We start from the raw sequence: 19,188 nt of genomic DNA, 5'->3' as shown, positions 1-19,188 counted from the left end.
AGGTTAGAATATACAAACTATTCCGATAAGTCAAGTGGTTTTTAAAGTCCGGGCCCAGCCGGCGATTTCTTTAATATCCTCCGGTTTTGTCCGGCAGCAGCCGCCAATCAGCTTTGCTCCTTTTTCATACCAGATGCGCGCGTTTTGTCCGTAAGGCTCGCCGCATGCTGCGCCGTTCCATGTTTTGGTGTCCGGATCATACTGTTCGCCTGAATTCGGATAGACGATAATCGGTTTAGAAGTGTTCTTCTTTAGCTCAGCAATCAATGAAGGGATATGCTGAAGCGGAGTGCAGTTGATCCCGACCGCCGCCGCTTGACTGTGCTGATCAAGCCATGACGCGCATTCAGCGGCAGGGGTTCCGTCACTGATATGCAGACCGTCTTTCGCGCTGAAGCTGAACCACGCATATGTTTCAGGAAATTCCTTCAGCAGACGGACAATTGCTTTTGCCTCAGTAAGACATGGAATCGTTTCACATGCCAAAACATCCGCACCGGCGTCAATCAGGGCTTTCATACGGGGGCGGTGAAATTCAGCCAGCTCATCCTCAGAGATTCCGTAGTTTCCGCGATACTCAGAGCCATCCGCAAGATAGGCGCCATACGGGCCGACAGAGGCCGCAACGATCGGTTTTGGCCGATTCAAGCGGTTACCTTTCTGTGCCCAAAATTCATCACGGGCTTCGGCCGCGATACTGACGGACATCTGGATAAGCCGGCGGGCTTCCGCTTCGCTGAGCCCGCGTGCGGCAAAGCCTTCAAACGTAGACTGATAGCTGGCGGTGATCGCACAGTCGGCGCCTGCCGCAAAATAATCAGTATGAACTTGTTTAATCAGGTCTGGCTGCTCCATCAGAATTTTTGCCGACCAGAGACTGTCATTCAAGTCGCAGCCTTTGCGTTCAAGCTCGGTTGCCATCGCGCCGTCTAACACGATAAGCGGGTATGTATCTAATAGATGCTGAATTGGATTCATAGGCTGTTCCGTTCCTTCTTTCTGATTTTTTGAAAAGATATGAAAATGGTAAAGGACGTCTTGATGTTTGTCAATCAACCGAAAGATAAAAGGTGTTCAGATTCCATTGATCTGAACACCTTCTGCGTTATGATATTTGTTTGTTATGAGGATCAGCAGGCGTTTCTGAAAGCTCCCAGCATTCAATCCGCTCATGATCTTTTATGACATTTTTATAAAAAACGGGATCTTTGCCCGCTTTTTTCTGCCGGGTATAATCCTTGAGAGCCGCAAAAACCACCTTAGACAATAAGAAAATGGCGATTAAGTTGACGACGACCATCAAGCCCATAAACAAATCGGCCAAATCCCATACAAGCTGCACCTTGGCTACACAGCCAAACACGATCATTGCAAGCACGCCGATGCGGTAAACGAAGATCAGTTTTTTGCTTTTGTTCAAAAAGCCGATATTGGTTTCGCCATAATAATAGTTGCCGATCAAGGCACAGAATCCAAATAAGAGGATCAGGATGGCGAGAAAGCCTGACGCCCATGGTCCGATATGGGAGCTGAGAGAGGCTTGAGTTAATGCGATTCCGCTCAGTCCCGGTGTATGATAGGCGTCTGAAAACAGGATGATAAAGGCCGTGCTTGTACAAATGACCAGCGTATCAGTAAGCACACCAAATGCCTGGATCAGCCCTTGTTTTACAGGATGGCTTGTCGTCGCGGTGGCAGCGGCATTCGGTGCGCTTCCCATTCCCGCTTCGTTTGAAAAAATCCCCCGTCTGACACCCTGCATTAAAGCCGCTCCCAAAGCACCGCCGGCCGCCTGGTCAAATCCAAACGCGTTTTTGACAATAAGCGCAAAAACGGCAGGCAGCTGGGTGATGTTTGTGAGAATCACGAAAAAAGCGACTCCGATATACAGGACAGCCAAAACAACAACAATATATTCAGCCAGTTTTGCGATGCGTTTGACTCCGCCAAAGATAATCGTTCCAAACACAGCAATTAAAATGAGTCCAAGTGTCAGGCGGTTTGTGCCGAACGCGTTTTCAAACGCGAGACTGACCGTATTTGATTGAACCGAGTTAAAGACGATACCGAACGACAGCGTGATTAAAACGGCGAACAAGGCGCCCATCCATCTTTTGTTCAGTCCTTTTTCCATATAATAAGCAGGACCGCCGCGGAAGCCGTTTGCATCTTTCACCTTATAAATTTGAGCCAGTGTACTTTCGACAAAGCTTGACGCTGACCCGATAATGGCAATAATCCACATCCAGAAAATCGCACCGGGCCCGCCCAGCGCAATCGCAATGGCAATACCCGTAATGTTTCCGGTGCCGACACGGGCTGCCATGCTGATACAAAATGCTTGAAACGGAGAGATGCTGTTTTTCGACCGGGATGCAGCGCCTTCCTTTAATACCCTGACCATTTCCTTCAGCATGCGAACCTGCAAAAATTTAAGCCTGAACGTAAAATAGATTCCCAAAGAAAGAAGCAATACAATTAATAGCTTTGACCACAAAAAATCATTAGCGAAACCGACGATATGTTCCAGGAATTGCTGCATACAATCACCTCGTTTTTTATTTTAAAAAATGCTGAGTTCCCACTCCTGCGCGATGTGCTTCAGCAGCATGCCGCCAGTCAGGCTGTTGCCGTATTCATCAATGGCAGGCCCGTAAATGCCGATGCCGCATCCGTTTTGGAAAGGCTGCTCTCTTCTGGCGCTTGGAGGAACCAGCGCCATGATGCCGCCGGAGACACCGCTTTTGGCCGGTACCCCGACAAACGCCGCATATTTTCCGGAGGCGTTATACATGCCGCATGTCAGCATTAAAGCCTTGGCGAGCTTTGCCACATCCTTTGGAATCACCTGCTGGCGGTGAATCGGGTGATAACCGTCATGAGCAAGGATCAGGCCGATCAATGCAATGTCTTCTGTCGTGCCTTCCATAGCGCATTGCTTCAGGTAAACCTCCAGCGTTTCTTCCACATCGGCTTCTAAAAAGTTTGTCTCTTTTAAGTAGTAAGCCAGTGCTCTGTTACGGTGGGCGGTTTCCCATTCAGACCGGAAAACTTCCTCATGTATTCTGGGCCGTTTCCCTATTAATGTTTCAATGACAGAGTACAGATACTCCAGCCTATCGCGGGCTGTCTCTCCCGGAAGAAGCGAGGCGATTGTAATGGCGCCAGCGTTAATCATAGGGTTAAACGGTTTTCCGGGCTTGTGCATTTCAAGACGGATAATTGAATTAAAGGCGTCACCTGTCGGCTCGACATCGACGCGGTCAAGCACATAGGGAATGCCGCGGCTCATGCACGCAGCGATAAAGCTGATGACTTTTGAAATGCTTTGCAGGGTAAAAGGGACGTTCCAATCGCCGGCATGTATCATTGCTCCATTAGGCTCCAATATACAAATGCCGAGCTGTGAGTCATTAACTTTTCCTAACGCGGGGATATAATTTGCGCTTTGTCCATTGGCGGCAAAGGGGCGGTAATGTTCTACCCATTCATACAGCTGTGACGCCAGATTCTTTTCTTCCGGGCGTTCTTTTATCAGTTCTTTCATCAAATTCCTCCTATCTGTTTTTGCTATTGGGGACTGAGGCGGAGTAAAATCGAAGACAGGCGAGGCGTTAAACGCTTTCAAGAATGCGGAAAGGTATCATAACTGTATAATGGAGACTACAGAATCATACAAAATACGACAAAAATTTTTTGAAAATAAGCCGTTGGTTTTATAAAAAGCTTACATACTGGGTCGAAAGAAATTTGCAGGTTTTTTGTCCTTTCCTCAAAATAAAAAATGAGGATGTGATCATAATCAAACTGGAACGTTTTTTTGAGAAAGACGCATATATAATGGCGCTTATGCTCGTTACTGTGCCGCTTGCAGGCGAACTGAAATTTTATCCCCTCAATGAAGAGTTCCGAATCAGCTTCGGCGCGCCGGCTTTTTTCTTTTTCTTAGTGCTGCTGCGGCATGTGTCCGCTGTATTGCCGGGATTTTTGACTGGAACATCGGTTTTCGTATTTCGTGTTTTATTGGAATTATGGGACGGAAGACACGCAGGGCTGATTCCAATCCTGTATGATCAAGCGTCCGGCTTTTTCTTTTACATGACGTTTGCATGTCTGTTTTATGTGTTGCAGGCGAACCGCTATCGTGATCGGCCGGTAATGCTCGGTTTTTATGGATTTATGATTGAAATTGCTTCCGATAGCGTCGAGCTGGCCGTTCAGTTTCTTATTTTTCATACGGTGGTGACGCCTGAGAAAATAACGGATATCGCGGTCGTTGCGATTTCTCATACATTTATTGTCATCAGCTTTTTTAACGTGCTGAAGCTGTATGAAACGCAGTCCAGAGAAAAGCAGACAAGGCGGCAAAATGAGCACATGCTGATGATTGTGTCGAATTTATATGAAGAAACAGTGCATTTAAAAAAGACGCTGAAAACGACAGAGCACGTGACAAATGAATCCTATCAGCTCTACCGGGAAGTGAAGGGCAAGGACGATCAGCTCGGCGGCAGGATTTTAAGGCTGGCAGGGGAAATTCATGAAGTGAAAAAGGACAACCAGAGGATATATGCCGGGCTTTCGAAACTGATTTCTAATGAAAGTTTTAAAGATTATATGAATGCCTCGGACCTTTTCCGGCTTGTCATTCGAATGAATGAAAAGTATGCTGAATCATTGGGCAAACAGATCAATTTTCATTGTTCAATAGAGGGTGAGCATGACGATTATCATGTATTTATTGTTCTTTCTATCATTAATAATTTGACGGCAAACGCGGTGGAGGCGATGGGGGATGAGGGAACGGTCAGCCTGAGGCTCCGTAAGCCAGATGAGAGTATGATAGAATTTCAGGTGGAAGACAATGGTCCCGGCATTTCGGAGAAAATAGGAGATATTGTGTTTGATCCGGGCTTTACCTCAACGTATGACAAGTTTGGCACGCCCTCAACCGGAATTGGGCTTTCCTACGTCAAGGAAATCGTGACAGAGCTTGAGGGAGACATCAAGTTTCACAACCAGCAGCAAGGAATGGTCTTTACCATCAGGCTGCCTGCCAGACATTTGATTCAGAAAGGATGAACGGATAATATGCGTTTTTTTATCGCTGATGATGACCGCGCGGTGCGGTCGATTTTAAGGCAGATCATAGAGGATGAGGACCTTGGAGAGGCTGCGGGTGAAGCGGAAGACGGAAGCCAAGTGGAAGGGCATATATTGCAATTTAAGCAGATTGATATTTTGTTAATCGATTTATTAATGCCCGGGCGGGACGGAATTGAGACCATACGCCGGATCAAGGACTCTTATTCCGGGAAAATCGTAATGATCTCACAAGTGGAAGCTAAAGAAATGGTCGGAGAAGCGTATTCTCTCGGCATTGAATATTTTATTCATAAACCAATTAACCGTATTGAAATTGTGACTGTTCTGCAAAAGGTGAAGGAACGAATCGAGCTTGAAAACTCGATCGGAGATATCCAAAACTCTTTAAGCCGGCTGGTCAACCGAACCGAACGGAAAGCACGGTCTCAGTATAAAAATGACAACAGCTTAAAAGAAGCGGGAACATTTTTGCTATCCGAGCTCGGTATGATGGGGGAAGGCGGCGCTCATGATATGATGGCGGTCCTTCAGTATTTAACTGAGCATGAACAATCTGAGCCTTACGAAAAAAATATCCCTTCTTTAAAACAAATCTTCACACAAGTAGCGGAACGAAAGCTTGGAGCTGCGGCATCACAAACGGAAATCAACCGCGAAGTGAAAGCCTCGGAACAGCGAATCCGCAGAGCCATTATTCATTCGCTGGACCATTTTGCCTCATTGGGCACAACTGATTTTTCGAATCCTAAATTCGAAACCTACGCATCAAAATTCTTTGATTTTCCGGTCGTCAGCCAAAAAATGAAAGAAATTCAATCCAAAGAGGCAAAACCCCTCGCACCTGCCAGAGTGAATATGAAAAAATTTATACACGTATTTTTTTTGGAAGCGAAGCTTTTGAACGAAACGATGAAAGAAAGAAGTATGTGAAAAAACAGCCGGCTAGCAGCGGCTGTTTTTTTATGCGGAAAAACGGGGGCTTTCAGCGTTTTTGTGAAAAGTCTGAAAATAAAGTTATTGACTTATTGTTTATTTGTCTTACAATTAAACAAAAGGATATGTTGAAAGGAGAGGATATGCAACCACATGATTTTAAAGCGCTTTCAAATGAGCTGTTTACACAAATGACAGGAGGTTTTGTACATGAGCCGTATAAGAAAAGCACCTGAAGGGATTTTAGGTTTTCCGGTTGCGCCTTTTAATACACAAGGAAAGCTGGAGGAAGAAGCTCTGTTTCAAAATATCGAGTTTTTGCTCGAAGAAGGCTTGGAAGCGATTTTTATCGCCTGCGGGTCAGGGGAATTTCAGTCCCTTAGCCAGAAAGAATACGAAAACATGGTCGAAGTCGCAGTTTCGGCTGCGGGAGGAAAGGTCCCGGTCTATACGGGAGTGGGCGGCAATCTCAGCACCGCGCTTGATTGGGCGCGTATATCGGAGAAAAAAGGCGCTGACGGCTATTTGATCCTTCCTCCGTATTTGGTGCATGGCGAACAGGAGGGGCTGTATCAGTACGCCAAAACGATTATTGAAAGCACAGACTTGAATGCCATTCTGTATCAGCGCGACAATGCCGTATTTTCTCTTGAACAGATCAAGCGGCTGACGGAGCTGGAACAGCTTGTTGGTGTGAAAGACGGGGTGGGGAACATGGATTTGAATATCAACCTCGCCTATACAATTGGTGACCGCTTGGGATGGCTTAACGGAATGCCGATGGCTGAAGTGACGATGCCGTCCTACCTGCCAATCGGTTTCCACTCTTATTCTTCAGCCATTTCGAATTATATTCCGCATATTTCCCGGATGTTCTATGAAGCTTTGAAAAACGGAAACAACGATGCAGTGAAGGAACTCTATCAGCATGTCATTCTGCCGATCAACGACATCCGGAAGCAACGGAAAGGGTACGCGGTGTCCTTGATCAAAGCCGGAATGGAGATTATGGGGATGAATGTGAGAAATACAGCCAGACCGCCTGTCGGGCCGGTTGAAAAAGAACACTATCAGGAATTAGAAGCCATTTTGAAGCAAGCGGCGGATCGTTTCCCGAAGAAGGCCGCGACGGTTTGACAAACATAAAAAGCATGAAAGGGGCAATGGGCATGTCTGTAATCACGGAAAAAAACACATATCTCAATTTTATTAATGGAGAGTGGGTCAAAGCTCAATCAGGCGATATGATCAAATCGGAAAATCCTGCCGATGTGAACGACATCGTCGGCTATGTGCAGAGATCAACGGCTGATGATGTGGACCGGGCCGTCGCCGCCGCTCATGAGGCAAAAACGGGATGGAGAAAGCTGACGGGTGCAGAACGGGGCCAACTGCTGTACAAAACAGCTGATATCATGGAGCAGCGCTTAGAGGACATCGCCGCATGTGCGACGCGTGAAATGGGAAAAACCCTGCCGGAAGCAAAAGGAGAAACCGCTCGCGGCATTGCGATTCTTCGCTATTACGCCGGCGAGGGCATGCGCAAAACAGGCGATGTTATTCCGTCTACTGACAAAGACGCACTGATGTTTACAACTCGTGTCCCGCTTGGTGTCGTCGGCGTGATTTCGCCGTGGAACTTCCCGGTAGCGATCCCGATTTGGAAAATGGCGCCGGCACTGGTGTACGGCAATACTGTTGTCATCAAACCCGCAACAGAAACTGCCGTTACATGTGCGAAGATCATCGCTTGTTTTGAAGAAGCGGGATTTCCGGCGGGAGTCATCAATTTGGTGACTGGCCAAGGGTCAGTTGTCGGCCAAGGTATTGCCGAACATGACGGGGTCAATGCCATTACGTTCACGGGTTCGAATCAGGTTGGGAAAATCATCGGGCAAGCAGCTTTAGCGAGAGGCGCCAAATATCAGCTTGAAATGGGCGGGAAAAACCCGGTGATCGTAGCGGACGATGCTGATCTTGAAGCGGCAGCGGAAGCCGTGGTGACAGGCGCTTTCCGTTCAACGGGCCAGAAGTGCACCGCAACAAGCCGTGTCATTGTCCAAAGCGGAATTTACGACCGCTTTAAAGAAAAACTGCTGCAGCGCACAAAGGAGATCACGATCGGAGACAGCTTGAAAGAAAACGTTTGGATGGGACCGATCGCAAGCAAAAATCAGCTTGATAACTGTCTATCGTATATTGAAAAAGGCAAGCAGGAAGGCGCTTCTCTTTTGATCGGAGGAGAAAAGCTGGAGGATGGAAAGTATCAAAACGGATATTATGTGCAGCCTGCCATTTTTGACAACGTGACATCTGACATGACGATTGCCCAGGAGGAAATTTTCGGACCGGTCATCGCTCTGTTAAAGGTGGACACGATGAGGGAGGCTTTAGACATCGCCAATGATGTGAAGTTCGGATTAAGTGCATCTATTTTTACGCAAAACATCGGCCGTATGCTTTCATTCGTTGATGAGATTGAAGCCGGGCTTGTCAGGGTCAACGCGGAAAGCGCAGGGGTTGAGCTTCAGGCGCCATTTGGCGGCATGAAGCAATCAAGCTCCCACTCCCGCGAACAGGGTGAGGCCGCGAAGGACTTCTTCACGGCGATCAAAACCGTATTTGTGAAGCAGTAAAGGTGCTGGAAAGAGGCGCTTGTCTCTTTCCAAGCCTTATCACCAGCCAGCATAGATTCTCTACTTTGACAAAGGAGAAGATATTATGAAAAAAGACCATGCGAATGTTTCGCCGGCGGGCAAAAAAACATCTGTACGCTGGTTCATCGTATTTATGCTGTTTCTTGTGACGTCTATTAACTACGCAGATCGTGCGACGCTTTCGATTACGGGTGATTCCGTCCAGCATGACCTTGGACTGGATTCGGTTGCCATGGGGTATGTTTTTTCTGCATTCGGCTGGGCCTATGTCATCGGACAGCTTCCCGGAGGCTGGCTGCTGGATCGATTTGGATCAAAAACGGTTATTGCGTTAAGCATCTTTTTCTGGTCATTTTTTACGCTGCTGCAAGGGGCGATTGGATTTTTTACCGCTGGCACAGCGATTATCCTGCTGTTTGCGCTGCGCTTTTTAGTCGGGCTTTCTGAGGCGCCTTCATTTCCCGGAAACGGCAGAGTGGTTGCTTCCTGGTTCCCGAGCTCCGAACGCGGTACAGCTTCAGCCTTTTTTAACTCAGCTCAATACTTCGCAATCGTCATTTTTTCTCCTTTAATGGGCTGGCTCACCCACTCTTTTGGCTGGCATTCCGTCTTCGTAGTGATGGGGGCCGCGGGAATCCTACTGGCTTTTATCTGGTTAAAAACGGTATATGAACCGAAAAAACATCCGAAGGTCAACAAAGCCGAGCTTGCGTACATTGAAGAAGGCGGCGGGCTGATTTCAATGGATGACAGTCAAAGCAAGCAGGAAAAAGAATCAAAATGGCCGTATATCAAACAGTTATTAACCAACCGCATGCTGATTGGCGTGTACATCGCGCAATATTGCATTACGACTCTCACCTATTTCTTTCTCACATGGTTTCCGGTATATTTGGTTCAGGCCCGCGGAATGTCCATTCTAGAAGCGGGGTTTGTGGCTTCCCTCCCGGCGCTGTGCGGATTTGCGGGCGGCGTGCTTGGAGGCATCGTGTCTGATTTTTTACTGAAAAAAGGCCGTTCTCTCACCTTCGCGAGAAAAGGACCGATCATTGTCGGCATGCTGCTGTCTTGCAGCATGATTATCTGCAACTATACAGAATCAGCGTGGCTCGTCGTTGTAATCATGTCACTCGCGTTCTTCGGAAAAGGCTTTGGCGCCTTGGGCTGGGCTGTCGTGTCGGACACGTCGCCAAAAGAGTGTGCGGGATTAAGCGGCGGTTTGTTCAACACATTCGGAAACATCGCCTCGATTACGACTCCGATTATTATCGGCTACATCGTGAATGCCACAGGATCTTTTAATGGCGCCCTCGTTTTTGTCGGCGCTAATGCGATTGCAGCAGTCCTCAGCTATTTGCTGCTGGTCGGGCCGATCAAACGAGTCGTACTAAAGAAACAAGAGCAAGACCCCGATCAATCACTACCTGTCTAATACTTATGAAAGCGCTTTATCAAAGGAGGATGACAGATGAGTTCACCAATACAGGAACAGGTTCAAAAAGAAAAAAGATCGAATATTCCATCAATTACTGAAATGAGAGTCATTCCAGTCGCGGGTCATGACAGTATGCTGCTGAATTTAAGCGGCGCCCACAGCCCGTTTTTTACCCGAAATCTTGTCGTCTTAACGGACAGCAGCGGGAATCAGGGTGTCGGCGAGGTGCCGGGCGGGGAAGCGATCCGCCGCACACTGGAGCTTGCAGAGCCGCTTGTTGTCGGAAAATCGATCGGCGCGTACCAGTCGATTTTGCAAACAGTCAGAAAGCAGTTTGGGGACCAGGACAGGGGAGGCCGCGGTATCCAGACATTTGATTTGCGCACTGCGGTGCATGTGGTCACAGCCTTGGAAGCCGCTTTGTTAGATGTGCTCGGCAAATTTCTCAATGAACCGGTTGCGGCTTTGCTTGGGGAAGGACAGCAGCGGGATGAGGTCAAGATGCTCGGTTATCTATTTTACATTGGTGACCGAAAGCAGACGACATTGCCGTATCAAAGCAATCAGCAGTCAGATTGCGACTGGTTCCGCCTCCGCCATGAGGAAGCGCTGACTCCTGAGGCCGTTGTACGTCTTGCAGAAGCGGCGCAAGAGCGCTACGGCTTCCAAGATTTCAAGCTGAAAGGCGGCGTATTGCGGGGCGAGGAAGAAATGGAAGCCGTCACCGCGTTATCAAAACGTTTTCCTGAGGCGAGAATTACCCTTGATCCGAACGGGGCTTGGCCGCTAGAAGAAGCTGTTACATTATGCAGAGGAAAGCATGATGTACTTGCTTATGCCGAAGATCCGTGCGGGGCGGAAAACGGTTATTCCGCACGTGAAGTGATGGCTGAGTTCCGCCGCACGACAGGCCTGCCGACAGCGACAAATATGATTGCGACTGACTGGCGGGAAATGGGGCACGCGATTCAGCTGCACGCGGTCGATATTCCGTTGGCTGATCCCCATTTCTGGACGATGCAGGGTTCGGTGCGGGTTGCACAGATGTGCCATGATTGGGGGCTGACGTGGGGCTCGCACTCCAATAATCATTTTGACATCTCTCTTGCCATGTTTACCCATGTCGCGGCCGCAGCTCCGGGACGCATCACGGCGATTGATACCCATTGGATCTGGCAGGACGGACAGCGTTTAACCAAACAGCCTTTAGAAATTGCTGATGGCTGTGTGAAGGTGCCTGATAAGCCTGGGCTTGGCATCGAAATTGATATGGAACAAGTGGAAAAAGCGCATGATCTCTATCGAAAAATGAATTTAGGCGCAAGGAACGATGCAATTCCTATGCAGTTTCTGATCAGCAATTGGGAGTTTGACCGCAAGCGCCCGTGTCTCGTGCGATAAGTTTTATTCTAAATATTGTCATAACGAATATTTTGTCTTACAATTGAACAACTGAAGGGAGAGTTGTTCGTGTACGAAGGTTTAGAAGATCTGAAGGTGGATACAGTCAATCGGAAAACATTAGCCAAGCAAGTCATTGAACGGATTGTCCATTTACTGTCAAGCGGACAATTAAAGGCCGGAGATAAATTGCCGACAGAAATGGAGCTAATGGATATCTTACATGTCAGCAGACCGGTGCTTCGCGAAGCGCTTAGCTCACTAGAGACGCTGGGCGTTATCACGAGAAAAACCCGCGGGGGCACGTATTTCAACGACAAAATCGGGATGCAGCCTTTTTCCGTCATGCTTGCTTTGGCGACTGATAATCTTCCGGCCATTATTGAAGCACGGATGGCGTTAGAACTCGGGCTGGTGACGATTGCCGCGGAAAAGATAAATCAAGATGAGCTTAAGCGTTTACAGAAAACAATCGACGACATCGCCAGCAGCACTGACAACAATTATGGAGAAGCAGATAAAGAATTTCACCGAATTATTGCATTAAGCGCTAATAATCCCGTTGTTGAAGGAATGATTCAATCTCTGCTGATCACGCATGCGAAAATCGACAGCCAGATTCCGTACAGGGAAAGGGATGTTACGGTTGAATACCACAAAAAAATCTACGACGCCCTTGCCAAAAGAGATCCTTACCAGGCTCATTACCACATGTATGAGCATTTGAAATTTGTCCGTGACAAAATTTTGAATGGGATAGACGAAACATAATTGTTATGACAGCCGCAGTTTGAAATCGGGATTTGCGGCTTTTTTTAAATCAAAATCGGAAAGCGTTTACAATGTTGAGGAGTGATATTCCTATGGTGATGAACCTCAGACAGAATCAAGCGCCTCTTTACATTAAAGTGAATGTAAAAGATAACACGGCGATTATTGTAAATGACGGCGGACTGAAAAAGGGCACTGTTTTTCCATGCGGGCTGATGCTTGAAGAAGATGTTCCTCAAGGCCATAAAGTGGCCCTAACCGATTTGAATCAGGGGGATGCCATCGTGCGTTATGGAGAAGTGATCGGATTTGCAGATCAGCCGATCAAACGCGGAAGCTGGGTGCGGGAAGCTTTGGTGAGAATGCCCGCCCCTCCGGAACTCCATGACCTTCCTATCGCAAACAAAGTGCCTGAACCGCTGCCGCCTCTTGAAGGCTATACGTTTGAAGGATATCGAAATGCTGACGGCAGTGCGGGAACAAAAAATATTCTCGGTATCACCACAAGTGTTCAATGTGTCGTCGGCGTGCTGGATTATGCGGTAAAACGGATAAAAGAAGAACTTCTTCCGAAATATCCAAATGTCGATGATGTCGTGCCGCTTCATCATCAATATGGATGCGGCGTGGCCATCAATGCCCCAGACGCCGTGATTCCCATCCGCACGATTCAAAATCTGGCAAAGCATCCGAACTTCGGCGGGGAAGTGATGGTGGTCGGATTAGGATGTGAAAAGCTCCTCCCGGCACGGATTGCACCTGAGAAAAAAGATCACATCATTTCACTTCAAGATCATCAAGGCTTTGCGAATATGATTCAATCGATCATGGAAATGGCGAAGGAGCGGTTAATCAGACTCAACAGCAGAGTCCGTGTAACCTGCCCTGTTTCTGATCTGGTAATTGGCCTTCAATGCGGCGGCAGTGATGCCTTTTCCGGCGTGACGGCGAATCCGGCAGTGGGATATGCGGCTGATTTATTGGTTCGGGCAGGCGCAACGGTCTTGTTTTCTGAAGTGACTGAGGTGCGGGATGCGATTCACTTATTAACGCCCCGGGCTGTCAGCGAAGAGGTCGGACGTTCGCTGATCGATGAGATGAAGTGGTATGACAGCTATCTGAGGCGGGGGGAAGCAGACAGAAGCGCCAATCCGTCACCTGGCAATAAAAAAGGCGGTTTATCCAATGTGGTGGAAAAAGCGTTAGGATCGGTAGCAAAGTCAGGCACAAGCCCCATTTCCGGTGTGCTCGGGCCTGGGGAGAAGGCGGAGAAAAAGGGTTTGCTGTTTGCAGCGACGCCGGCAAGCGACTTTGTGTGCGGAACCCTTCAGCTGGCGGCAGGCATGAATCTGCAGGTCTTTACGACAGGCAGAGGAACACCGTATGGATTGGCTGCTGCGCCGGTGCTGAAAGTATCTACACACCATTCATTAACAAGACATTGGGAGGATTTAATCGATATCAATGCCGGGCGAATTGCTACCGGAGAGGCCAGTATCGAAGAAGTCGGCTGGGAGATTTTTCGGATGGTCTTAGATGTAGCGAGCGGCAGGAAACAAACATGGGCGGACCATTGGGGCCTTCATAATGATTTGTGTTTGTTTAACCCTGCGCCTGTGACTTGATTCATTTTTTATAGTAGATCAAAACTGGAATATGATGTAACATGGAGATCAACTACAATGAACGGAGGGGTTCCGACATGGCATTCAATAGATTCCGATTAACACGAATTCAATAGTGAACGACACTCGCCTGGATGCGGGGAATCGGGATGAATCTGCCTATGTATGTACCCTAATATTGTAATGAAAAGAGGGTGGCGATGCTGCCCTCTTTTTTTGTTCCTTAAAAACATCCCTTCTCTCTAACGACAGGCGGAATATGAGAAAGGGGAAAAGAGATGACAAACCCGAACGAAAGGCAGCTAATCACTGAGATTGTCGCGCTTGGACGCAATCAAGGTTTGACGGTTCACTCTGATAACGCTCAATTGAATGAAATGGGAATGGATTTTCAAGTTGTATTTGCCGAGGATGATACAGGTATGCCATGGGTACTGCGGAAACCGCGGCGAAGCGATGTTGTTGAAAGAGCAGCTTCAGAAGGCAGAACGCTTGCCTTTCTCCGCGCGAATCTCACAGCTGATGTGCCGGATTGGAAAATTCATACGCCGGAATTGATCGCTTACCCGAAGCTTAGCGGAACGCCTGCTGCTGGGATTGATTTGGAACAGAAACAATATGTATGGAATATGAATCATCAGCCGCCGTCAGACGATTTTGTTCATACACTTGCCGAAATACTGGCAGAATTGCATGGCATGAATCAAACATCTGCCGGCCAATCCGGAATAGAAGTGGTGATGCCAGAAGATTTCAGGAAAATGACAGCTGAATTTATGGCTGATGTGAAGAATAAGTTTGGCGTATCTAAGCAGCTTTGGGAAAGATGGCAAACGTGGATCAATGATGATGCATACTGGCCCGGTTTCTCCGCGCTGATACACGGCGATCTCCATCCGCCGCATATCCTTATTGATCAAAATGAACACGTCACAGGCCTTCTGGATTGGACAGAAGCGAAAGTCGCCGATCCAGCCAAGGATTTTGTCTTTTACCACATGATTTTCGGAGAAAAAGAAACAGCCCGTTTGCTTGAATGCTATGATCAAGCAGGCGGCCGTGTATGGTCAAAAATGCAGGATCACATCTCAGAGATGAAGGCGGCGTATCCGCTGGAAATTGCCAAGTTCGCTCTTCAGACACAGCAGGAGGAGCACGTAAATATGGCTCTGGAAGCACTTGGCGAATCTAAATTGGATTAAGAATTGACTTCTATAAATTGACGGAGTATTATAAATTTTACAAACGAAAGAACGGATTAACAATTGTGAGGAAGAGCAAGTAAGCATCAGTGCGGGGTTCAGAGAGTCGGTGGCAGGTGTGAACCGATCCTCCCCTGATGCCGAATGGGCTTCTGAATTGCTTTGCTGATTAGATAGTAGGCAATGCCGGGATGCTCTCCCCGTTACCAAGAGAGGAGTATCGAAACTGACGTTTTCTGTACTGATGAGCGAATGGCTTTTTAGCTGTTAATAAAGGTGGTACCGCGAGACCCTCGTCCTTTGATAGGACGGGGGTTTTTGTGTTTCTTAAAGGAGGTGACGGCCAATGGAAGAAGGCTGGTGGTCCATGTTTAATCAATGGGAAAGGAGGAATTCAAATGGTGATCGCAACTGATGATCTGGAGGTTGCTTGTCCGCATTGTGAAAGAGCCGGAGAAATAGAAGGCAAACCTTGCCCGGCATGCAGCGGGAAGGGCGTCATTCTTACCGCACAAGGAAATACGCTTTTGGATTTTATCCAAAAACATATGAACAAGTAAAGGAGAAAAACTGAGCAGAGCGGCTGCAGGTAAAAGCTGAAAACAGGAAAAAAAGAATAAATTTTGTAAAACACACATGTTTTTCAATTACAATAAGCGTAATGACATGTGTGTTTTTTTGACTATGAAAAAGGTTAGGTGAGAGGATGCAGCGCATATTGCTTGTGGAGGATGACCATTCCATCAGTGAAATGGTGGACCATTATTTAACAAAAGAAGGCTTTGAAATCGTGCATGCTTTCGACGGTGAAGAGGGCATTCGGAGGTTTCAAGAGCAGGCGTACGACCTCATTCTGCTTGATATTATGCTTCCGGAGCTGAATGGAATGGATGTTTTAAAAATCATTCGGGAAAAAAGCAAGATTCCTGTTTTAATGATTTCAGCAAAAGACGGAGATGTTGATAAAGCACTGGGGCTGGGATTCGGGGCGGATGATTATATCGCCAAACCGTTTTCGATGATTGAACTGACAGCCAGAGTCAAAGCAGCGATACGGAGGGCGACGCAATATTCGTCGAGTGAACCGGCTGAACATCAGGTGATTCGTGTTCACCAGCTTACGATCGATATAGACAATGTATCCGTTCTGAAAAACGGCGAACCGCTTCAGCTGACGTCAACCGAATGGCAGCTGCTGACACTATTTGCAGCAAATCCTAAAAAGGTGTTTACGAAAGAACAAATCTATCGTTCCGTATGGAATGAGGAGTACTTCGGCGACCAAAACATCATTAATGTACATATGAGACGGCTGAGAGAAAAGATTGAAGATGATCCATCGTCTCCTCAATATATCAAAACATTATGGGGCATCGGCTATAAATGGGGAGAGTTTTAGAATGGCAGTATTAACGATTGCCGCTATCATCGCTTTAGCGTGTCTGAATGTCATTCAATATATGATGAAAAAGAACCGGGACAGGAATTTGACGTATACGGCAGAAAAGCTTAGCGCCATGCTTGACAACGAATCGGCCGATCAGGTTTTACTTCATACAGATGACCGTGCGCTTAGGAATCTGCTCGTCAACATCAATCTGCTCGCTGAGGACCATCAGCATATCAACGCCCGGTTTGCAAAAACAGAGCAATCCATGAGACGGATGCTGACCAATATGTCACACGATCTCAAAACACCTCTGACGGTCATTCTCGGTTATATCGAAGCCATCCAAAGTGACCGGGATATGCCGGACAGCGAGCGGGAAAGACTGCTTGAGAAGCTGCACCAAAAAACAAATGAACTCATCCAAATGATCCACTCTTTTTTTGATTTAGCCAAATTGGAATCTGAAGACAAACAAATCCCGATCACAAAAATACATATCAACGAAGTATGCAAACGAAATATCCTGCATTACTATGATGCCGTTCAGGCAAAAGGTTTTAACGCGGAGATTGATATTCCGGATACACCGGTATACGCGCATGCAAATGAAGAGGCGCTGGACCGTATCCTGCAAAATTTATTATCCAATGCGATTCAATATGGCGCGGTTGGCAAGTTTATCGGATTATCACTTTCTTATGATGAGACAAGCATTGCCATCTCCGTATGGGACCGCGGAAAAGGAATCAGTGAAACAGACCAGCAGCGGGTATTTGAGAGGCTGTACACACTTGAAGAATCAAGAAACAAAGCATTCCAAGGGAGCGGTCTCGGTTTGACGATCACGAAAAGGCTTGTGGAAAAAATGGGGGGCTCCATCTCTCTTCAAAGCAAGCCGTATGAACGGACAGCGTTTACGATTACATTAAAACGAATGACCTATTAACAATCGTAAGAATTTCTTAAGAATGAAGAAATAAAAATGACAGTGCCCGCCGCTACAATAGAAAACAGGAAAAAGAGGAAAGGAGCAACAACGTTGACTTACATCGTACAAACAAACGGACTGACCAAAACGTTTCAAGGCAAAGAAGTCGTATCAGATGTCAGCATGCATATCAAAAAAGGTGAAATTTACGGCTTTCTCGGCCCGAACGGAGCAGGGAAAACAACCATCATGAAAATGCTGACAAGTCTTGTAAAACCGACAAGCGGTGAAATCAATATCCTCGGAAACAATCTCACTCATACGTCATATGAGGTGCTTGGCAAGATCGGCAGCATGATTGAATATCCAATTTTCTATGAAAATCTGACGGCTATCGAAAATTTAGAGCTGCATTGTGCATACATGGGATACCACAATAAAAAAGCCATTCAAGAAGTGCTCGATATGGTGAATTTAAAACAGATCGACAAGAAACCCGTCAAAACATTTTCGCTTGGAATGAAGCAGCGCCTCGGCATAGCGCGCGCCATCCTCACCAAACCTGATCTGCTTATATTGGATGAGCCGGTAAACGGCCTTGATCCTGTCGGCATTAAAAAGATCAGAAACTTATTTCAAGTATTAAGCAAAGAGTATGGAATGACACTGCTGATCTCCAGCCATATGCTGAGTGAAATCGAACAAATTGCGGACACAATCGGCGTCATTCGTGACGGCAGGCTGCTGGAAGAGGTGTCGATGGAAGATGTAAGGGGACAAAACACAGAATACATCGAACTCGTTACATCGAATCAGACAAAAGCCTGCTTTGTGCTTGAGAAAGAACTTCACATTGCCAACTTTAAAATCTTAAATGATAAAACCATTCGGATTTATGATGCTCAACGATCACAGGGTGCCATATCAAAAGCGCTGATTTTAAATGATGTAGACATTGAATCAATGAATAAAAAGTATACTTCACTGGAGGACTACTTCATCAGCTTGATCAACGGCAATCACATCAGTGCGTAGAGGAGGCGAGACCGTTGCTGAATTTGATCAGAATCGAATTAAGGAAAATGAAGATGGGATGGTATGTGAGAGGAGTTATCATTGCTAACCTGATTATCCTTGGCTTTATGTGGTTGGTCAGTTACATAGAAAAAGCGGAGGGCACTGAATCGTTCCAAAGCATGGATGATGCATTTCTCGTCATTGGCACTTTTGTCAGAGCGGTGTTTATCGTTTTTGGCGCTGTACTGATCGCCAAATTAGTCATATCGGAATATAAAAACAAAACGATTCAAGTGATGTTTACGTACCCGATCAGCCGGAAAAAACTGCTTGCTGCTAAGCTTAGCATCTCAGGCGGGCTGACGTTTATCACTATTTTAGTCTCAAATGCGTTCGTAGCAGCCGCTTTCTATATGCTCAATTCGATCTGCCATGTCATTCCGGGAGAATTGAGCGCCGATGTCATTTCTCAGCATTCGGTAAAAATGGCGGTTTTCGCTTTTGGCGCCGCTGGCACCAGTTTAGTTCCCATCTTTTTTGGGATGCGTAAGCACTCTGTCTCGGCAACCATCATTTCATCTGTCGTGATCGTCATGCTGATGAGTTCAACAAGCCCGGGCCTGTCCATTTCTTCCATTGTATATATTCCATTATCTCTAGCTGCTGTCGGTTTGTTTTTTTCATACATGGCAGTCAGGAAAGCAGACCGGCAAGATGCTTAAA

Annotated in this window: 17 protein-coding genes and 1 other annotated feature; of the genes, 14 read left to right on the top strand and 3 right to left on the bottom strand. The window is 46.9% G+C overall.

Translation table 11 applies throughout. From position 1 onward, the window contains the following. Nucleotides 1-30 precede the first annotated feature (30 nt). From mmuM to CJU60_RS17845, 3 genes are all read right to left on the bottom strand, one after another. On the bottom strand, nucleotides 31-978 hold the full coding sequence (gene mmuM / locus CJU60_RS17855; RefSeq protein ID WP_095714514.1) for a homocysteine S-methyltransferase: 948 nt from the start codon (nucleotides 976-978) through the stop codon (nucleotides 31-33). A 127-nt stretch (nucleotides 979-1,105) separates the two neighbouring features. Then, nucleotides 1,106-2,542, bottom strand: coding sequence for an alanine/glycine:cation symporter family protein (locus CJU60_RS17850; protein ID WP_044162103.1), 1,437 nt, complete (start codon nucleotides 2,540-2,542; stop codon nucleotides 1,106-1,108). A 21-nt stretch (nucleotides 2,543-2,563) separates the two neighbouring features. Beyond that, nucleotides 2,564-3,547, bottom strand: coding sequence for a glutaminase (locus CJU60_RS17845; protein WP_024120081.1), 984 nt, complete (start codon nucleotides 3,545-3,547; stop codon nucleotides 2,564-2,566). A 302-nt stretch (nucleotides 3,548-3,849) separates the two neighbouring features. Between CJU60_RS17845 and glnK the strand changes: the two genes are divergently transcribed. From glnK to CJU60_RS17770, 14 genes are all read left to right on the top strand, one after another. Further along, nucleotides 3,850-5,082, top strand: a complete 1,233-nt coding sequence (glnK, locus tag CJU60_RS17840) for a two-component system sensor histidine kinase GlnK (protein WP_095714513.1) — start codon at nucleotides 3,850-3,852, stop codon at nucleotides 5,080-5,082. Nucleotides 5,083-5,091: 9 nt separating this feature from the next. Beyond that, nucleotides 5,092-6,036 (top strand): glutamine utilization two-component system response regulator GlnL, encoded by a 945-nt coding sequence (glnL, locus tag CJU60_RS17835; RefSeq protein ID WP_024120083.1) that lies wholly within the window; start codon nucleotides 5,092-5,094, stop codon nucleotides 6,034-6,036. A 213-nt stretch (nucleotides 6,037-6,249) separates the two neighbouring features. Next, nucleotides 6,250-7,176, top strand: coding sequence for a 5-dehydro-4-deoxyglucarate dehydratase (gene kdgD, locus CJU60_RS17825; RefSeq protein ID WP_095714492.1), 927 nt, complete (start codon nucleotides 6,250-6,252; stop codon nucleotides 7,174-7,176). Nucleotides 7,177-7,208: 32 nt separating this feature from the next. Then, complete coding sequence (gucD, locus tag CJU60_RS17820) at nucleotides 7,209-8,675, top strand: alpha-ketoglutaric semialdehyde dehydrogenase GucD (RefSeq protein WP_095714512.1); 1,467 nt, start codon at nucleotides 7,209-7,211, stop codon at nucleotides 8,673-8,675. 85 nt (nucleotides 8,676-8,760) lie between these two features. Beyond that, a complete protein-coding gene (gudP, locus tag CJU60_RS17815; protein WP_024120087.1) occupies nucleotides 8,761-10,128 on the top strand; it encodes a glucarate transporter GudP in 1,368 nt (455 codons plus the stop codon). Between the two features lie 36 nt (nucleotides 10,129-10,164). Continuing rightward, nucleotides 10,165-11,532: a glucarate dehydratase gene (gene gudD, locus CJU60_RS17810; RefSeq protein ID WP_095714491.1), complete on the top strand. Its 1,368-nt coding sequence runs from the start codon at nucleotides 10,165-10,167 to the stop codon at nucleotides 11,530-11,532. Nucleotides 11,533-11,601: 69 nt separating this feature from the next. Then, complete coding sequence (locus CJU60_RS17805) at nucleotides 11,602-12,303, top strand: FadR/GntR family transcriptional regulator (protein ID WP_095714490.1); 702 nt, start codon at nucleotides 11,602-11,604, stop codon at nucleotides 12,301-12,303. 92 nt (nucleotides 12,304-12,395) lie between these two features. Beyond that, nucleotides 12,396-13,928, top strand: a complete 1,533-nt coding sequence (gene garD, locus CJU60_RS17800; protein WP_095714489.1) for a galactarate dehydratase — start codon at nucleotides 12,396-12,398, stop codon at nucleotides 13,926-13,928. 278 nt (nucleotides 13,929-14,206) lie between these two features. Next, a complete protein-coding gene (gene mphK / locus CJU60_RS17795) occupies nucleotides 14,207-15,130 on the top strand; it encodes a macrolide 2'-phosphotransferase MphK (protein WP_024120092.1) in 924 nt (307 codons plus the stop codon). Between the two features lie 56 nt (nucleotides 15,131-15,186). Beyond that, nucleotides 15,187-15,434 (top strand) — a binding site (T-box leader). A gap of 94 nt (nucleotides 15,435-15,528) precedes the next feature. After that, nucleotides 15,529-15,690 (top strand): tryptophan RNA-binding attenuator protein inhibitory protein, encoded by a 162-nt coding sequence (locus CJU60_RS17790; protein ID WP_024120093.1) that lies wholly within the window; start codon nucleotides 15,529-15,531, stop codon nucleotides 15,688-15,690. Between the two features lie 158 nt (nucleotides 15,691-15,848). Beyond that, nucleotides 15,849-16,529, top strand: coding sequence for a response regulator transcription factor (locus CJU60_RS17785; protein WP_081638226.1), 681 nt, complete (start codon nucleotides 15,849-15,851; stop codon nucleotides 16,527-16,529). 1 nt (nucleotide 16,530) lies between these two features. After that, complete coding sequence (locus tag CJU60_RS17780; protein ID WP_024120095.1) at nucleotides 16,531-17,466, top strand: HAMP domain-containing histidine kinase; 936 nt, start codon at nucleotides 16,531-16,533, stop codon at nucleotides 17,464-17,466. A 93-nt stretch (nucleotides 17,467-17,559) separates the two neighbouring features. Next, on the top strand, nucleotides 17,560-18,483 hold the full coding sequence (locus CJU60_RS17775; protein ID WP_095714488.1) for an ABC transporter ATP-binding protein: 924 nt from the start codon (nucleotides 17,560-17,562) through the stop codon (nucleotides 18,481-18,483). Nucleotides 18,484-18,500: 17 nt separating this feature from the next. Beyond that, on the top strand, nucleotides 18,501-19,187 hold the full coding sequence (locus CJU60_RS17770) for an ABC transporter permease (RefSeq protein ID WP_095714511.1): 687 nt from the start codon (nucleotides 18,501-18,503) through the stop codon (nucleotides 19,185-19,187). The last annotated feature ends 1 nt before the right edge of the window (nucleotide 19,188 follow it).

Source organism: Bacillus sp. 7705b (assembly GCF_002289525.1).
GTDB classification, from domain to species: domain Bacteria; phylum Bacillota; class Bacilli; order Bacillales; family Bacillaceae; genus Bacillus; species Bacillus halotolerans.
The sequence above is the reverse complement of the archived record's forward strand: the minus strand, read 5'-3'. Positions and strand labels throughout refer to the sequence as shown.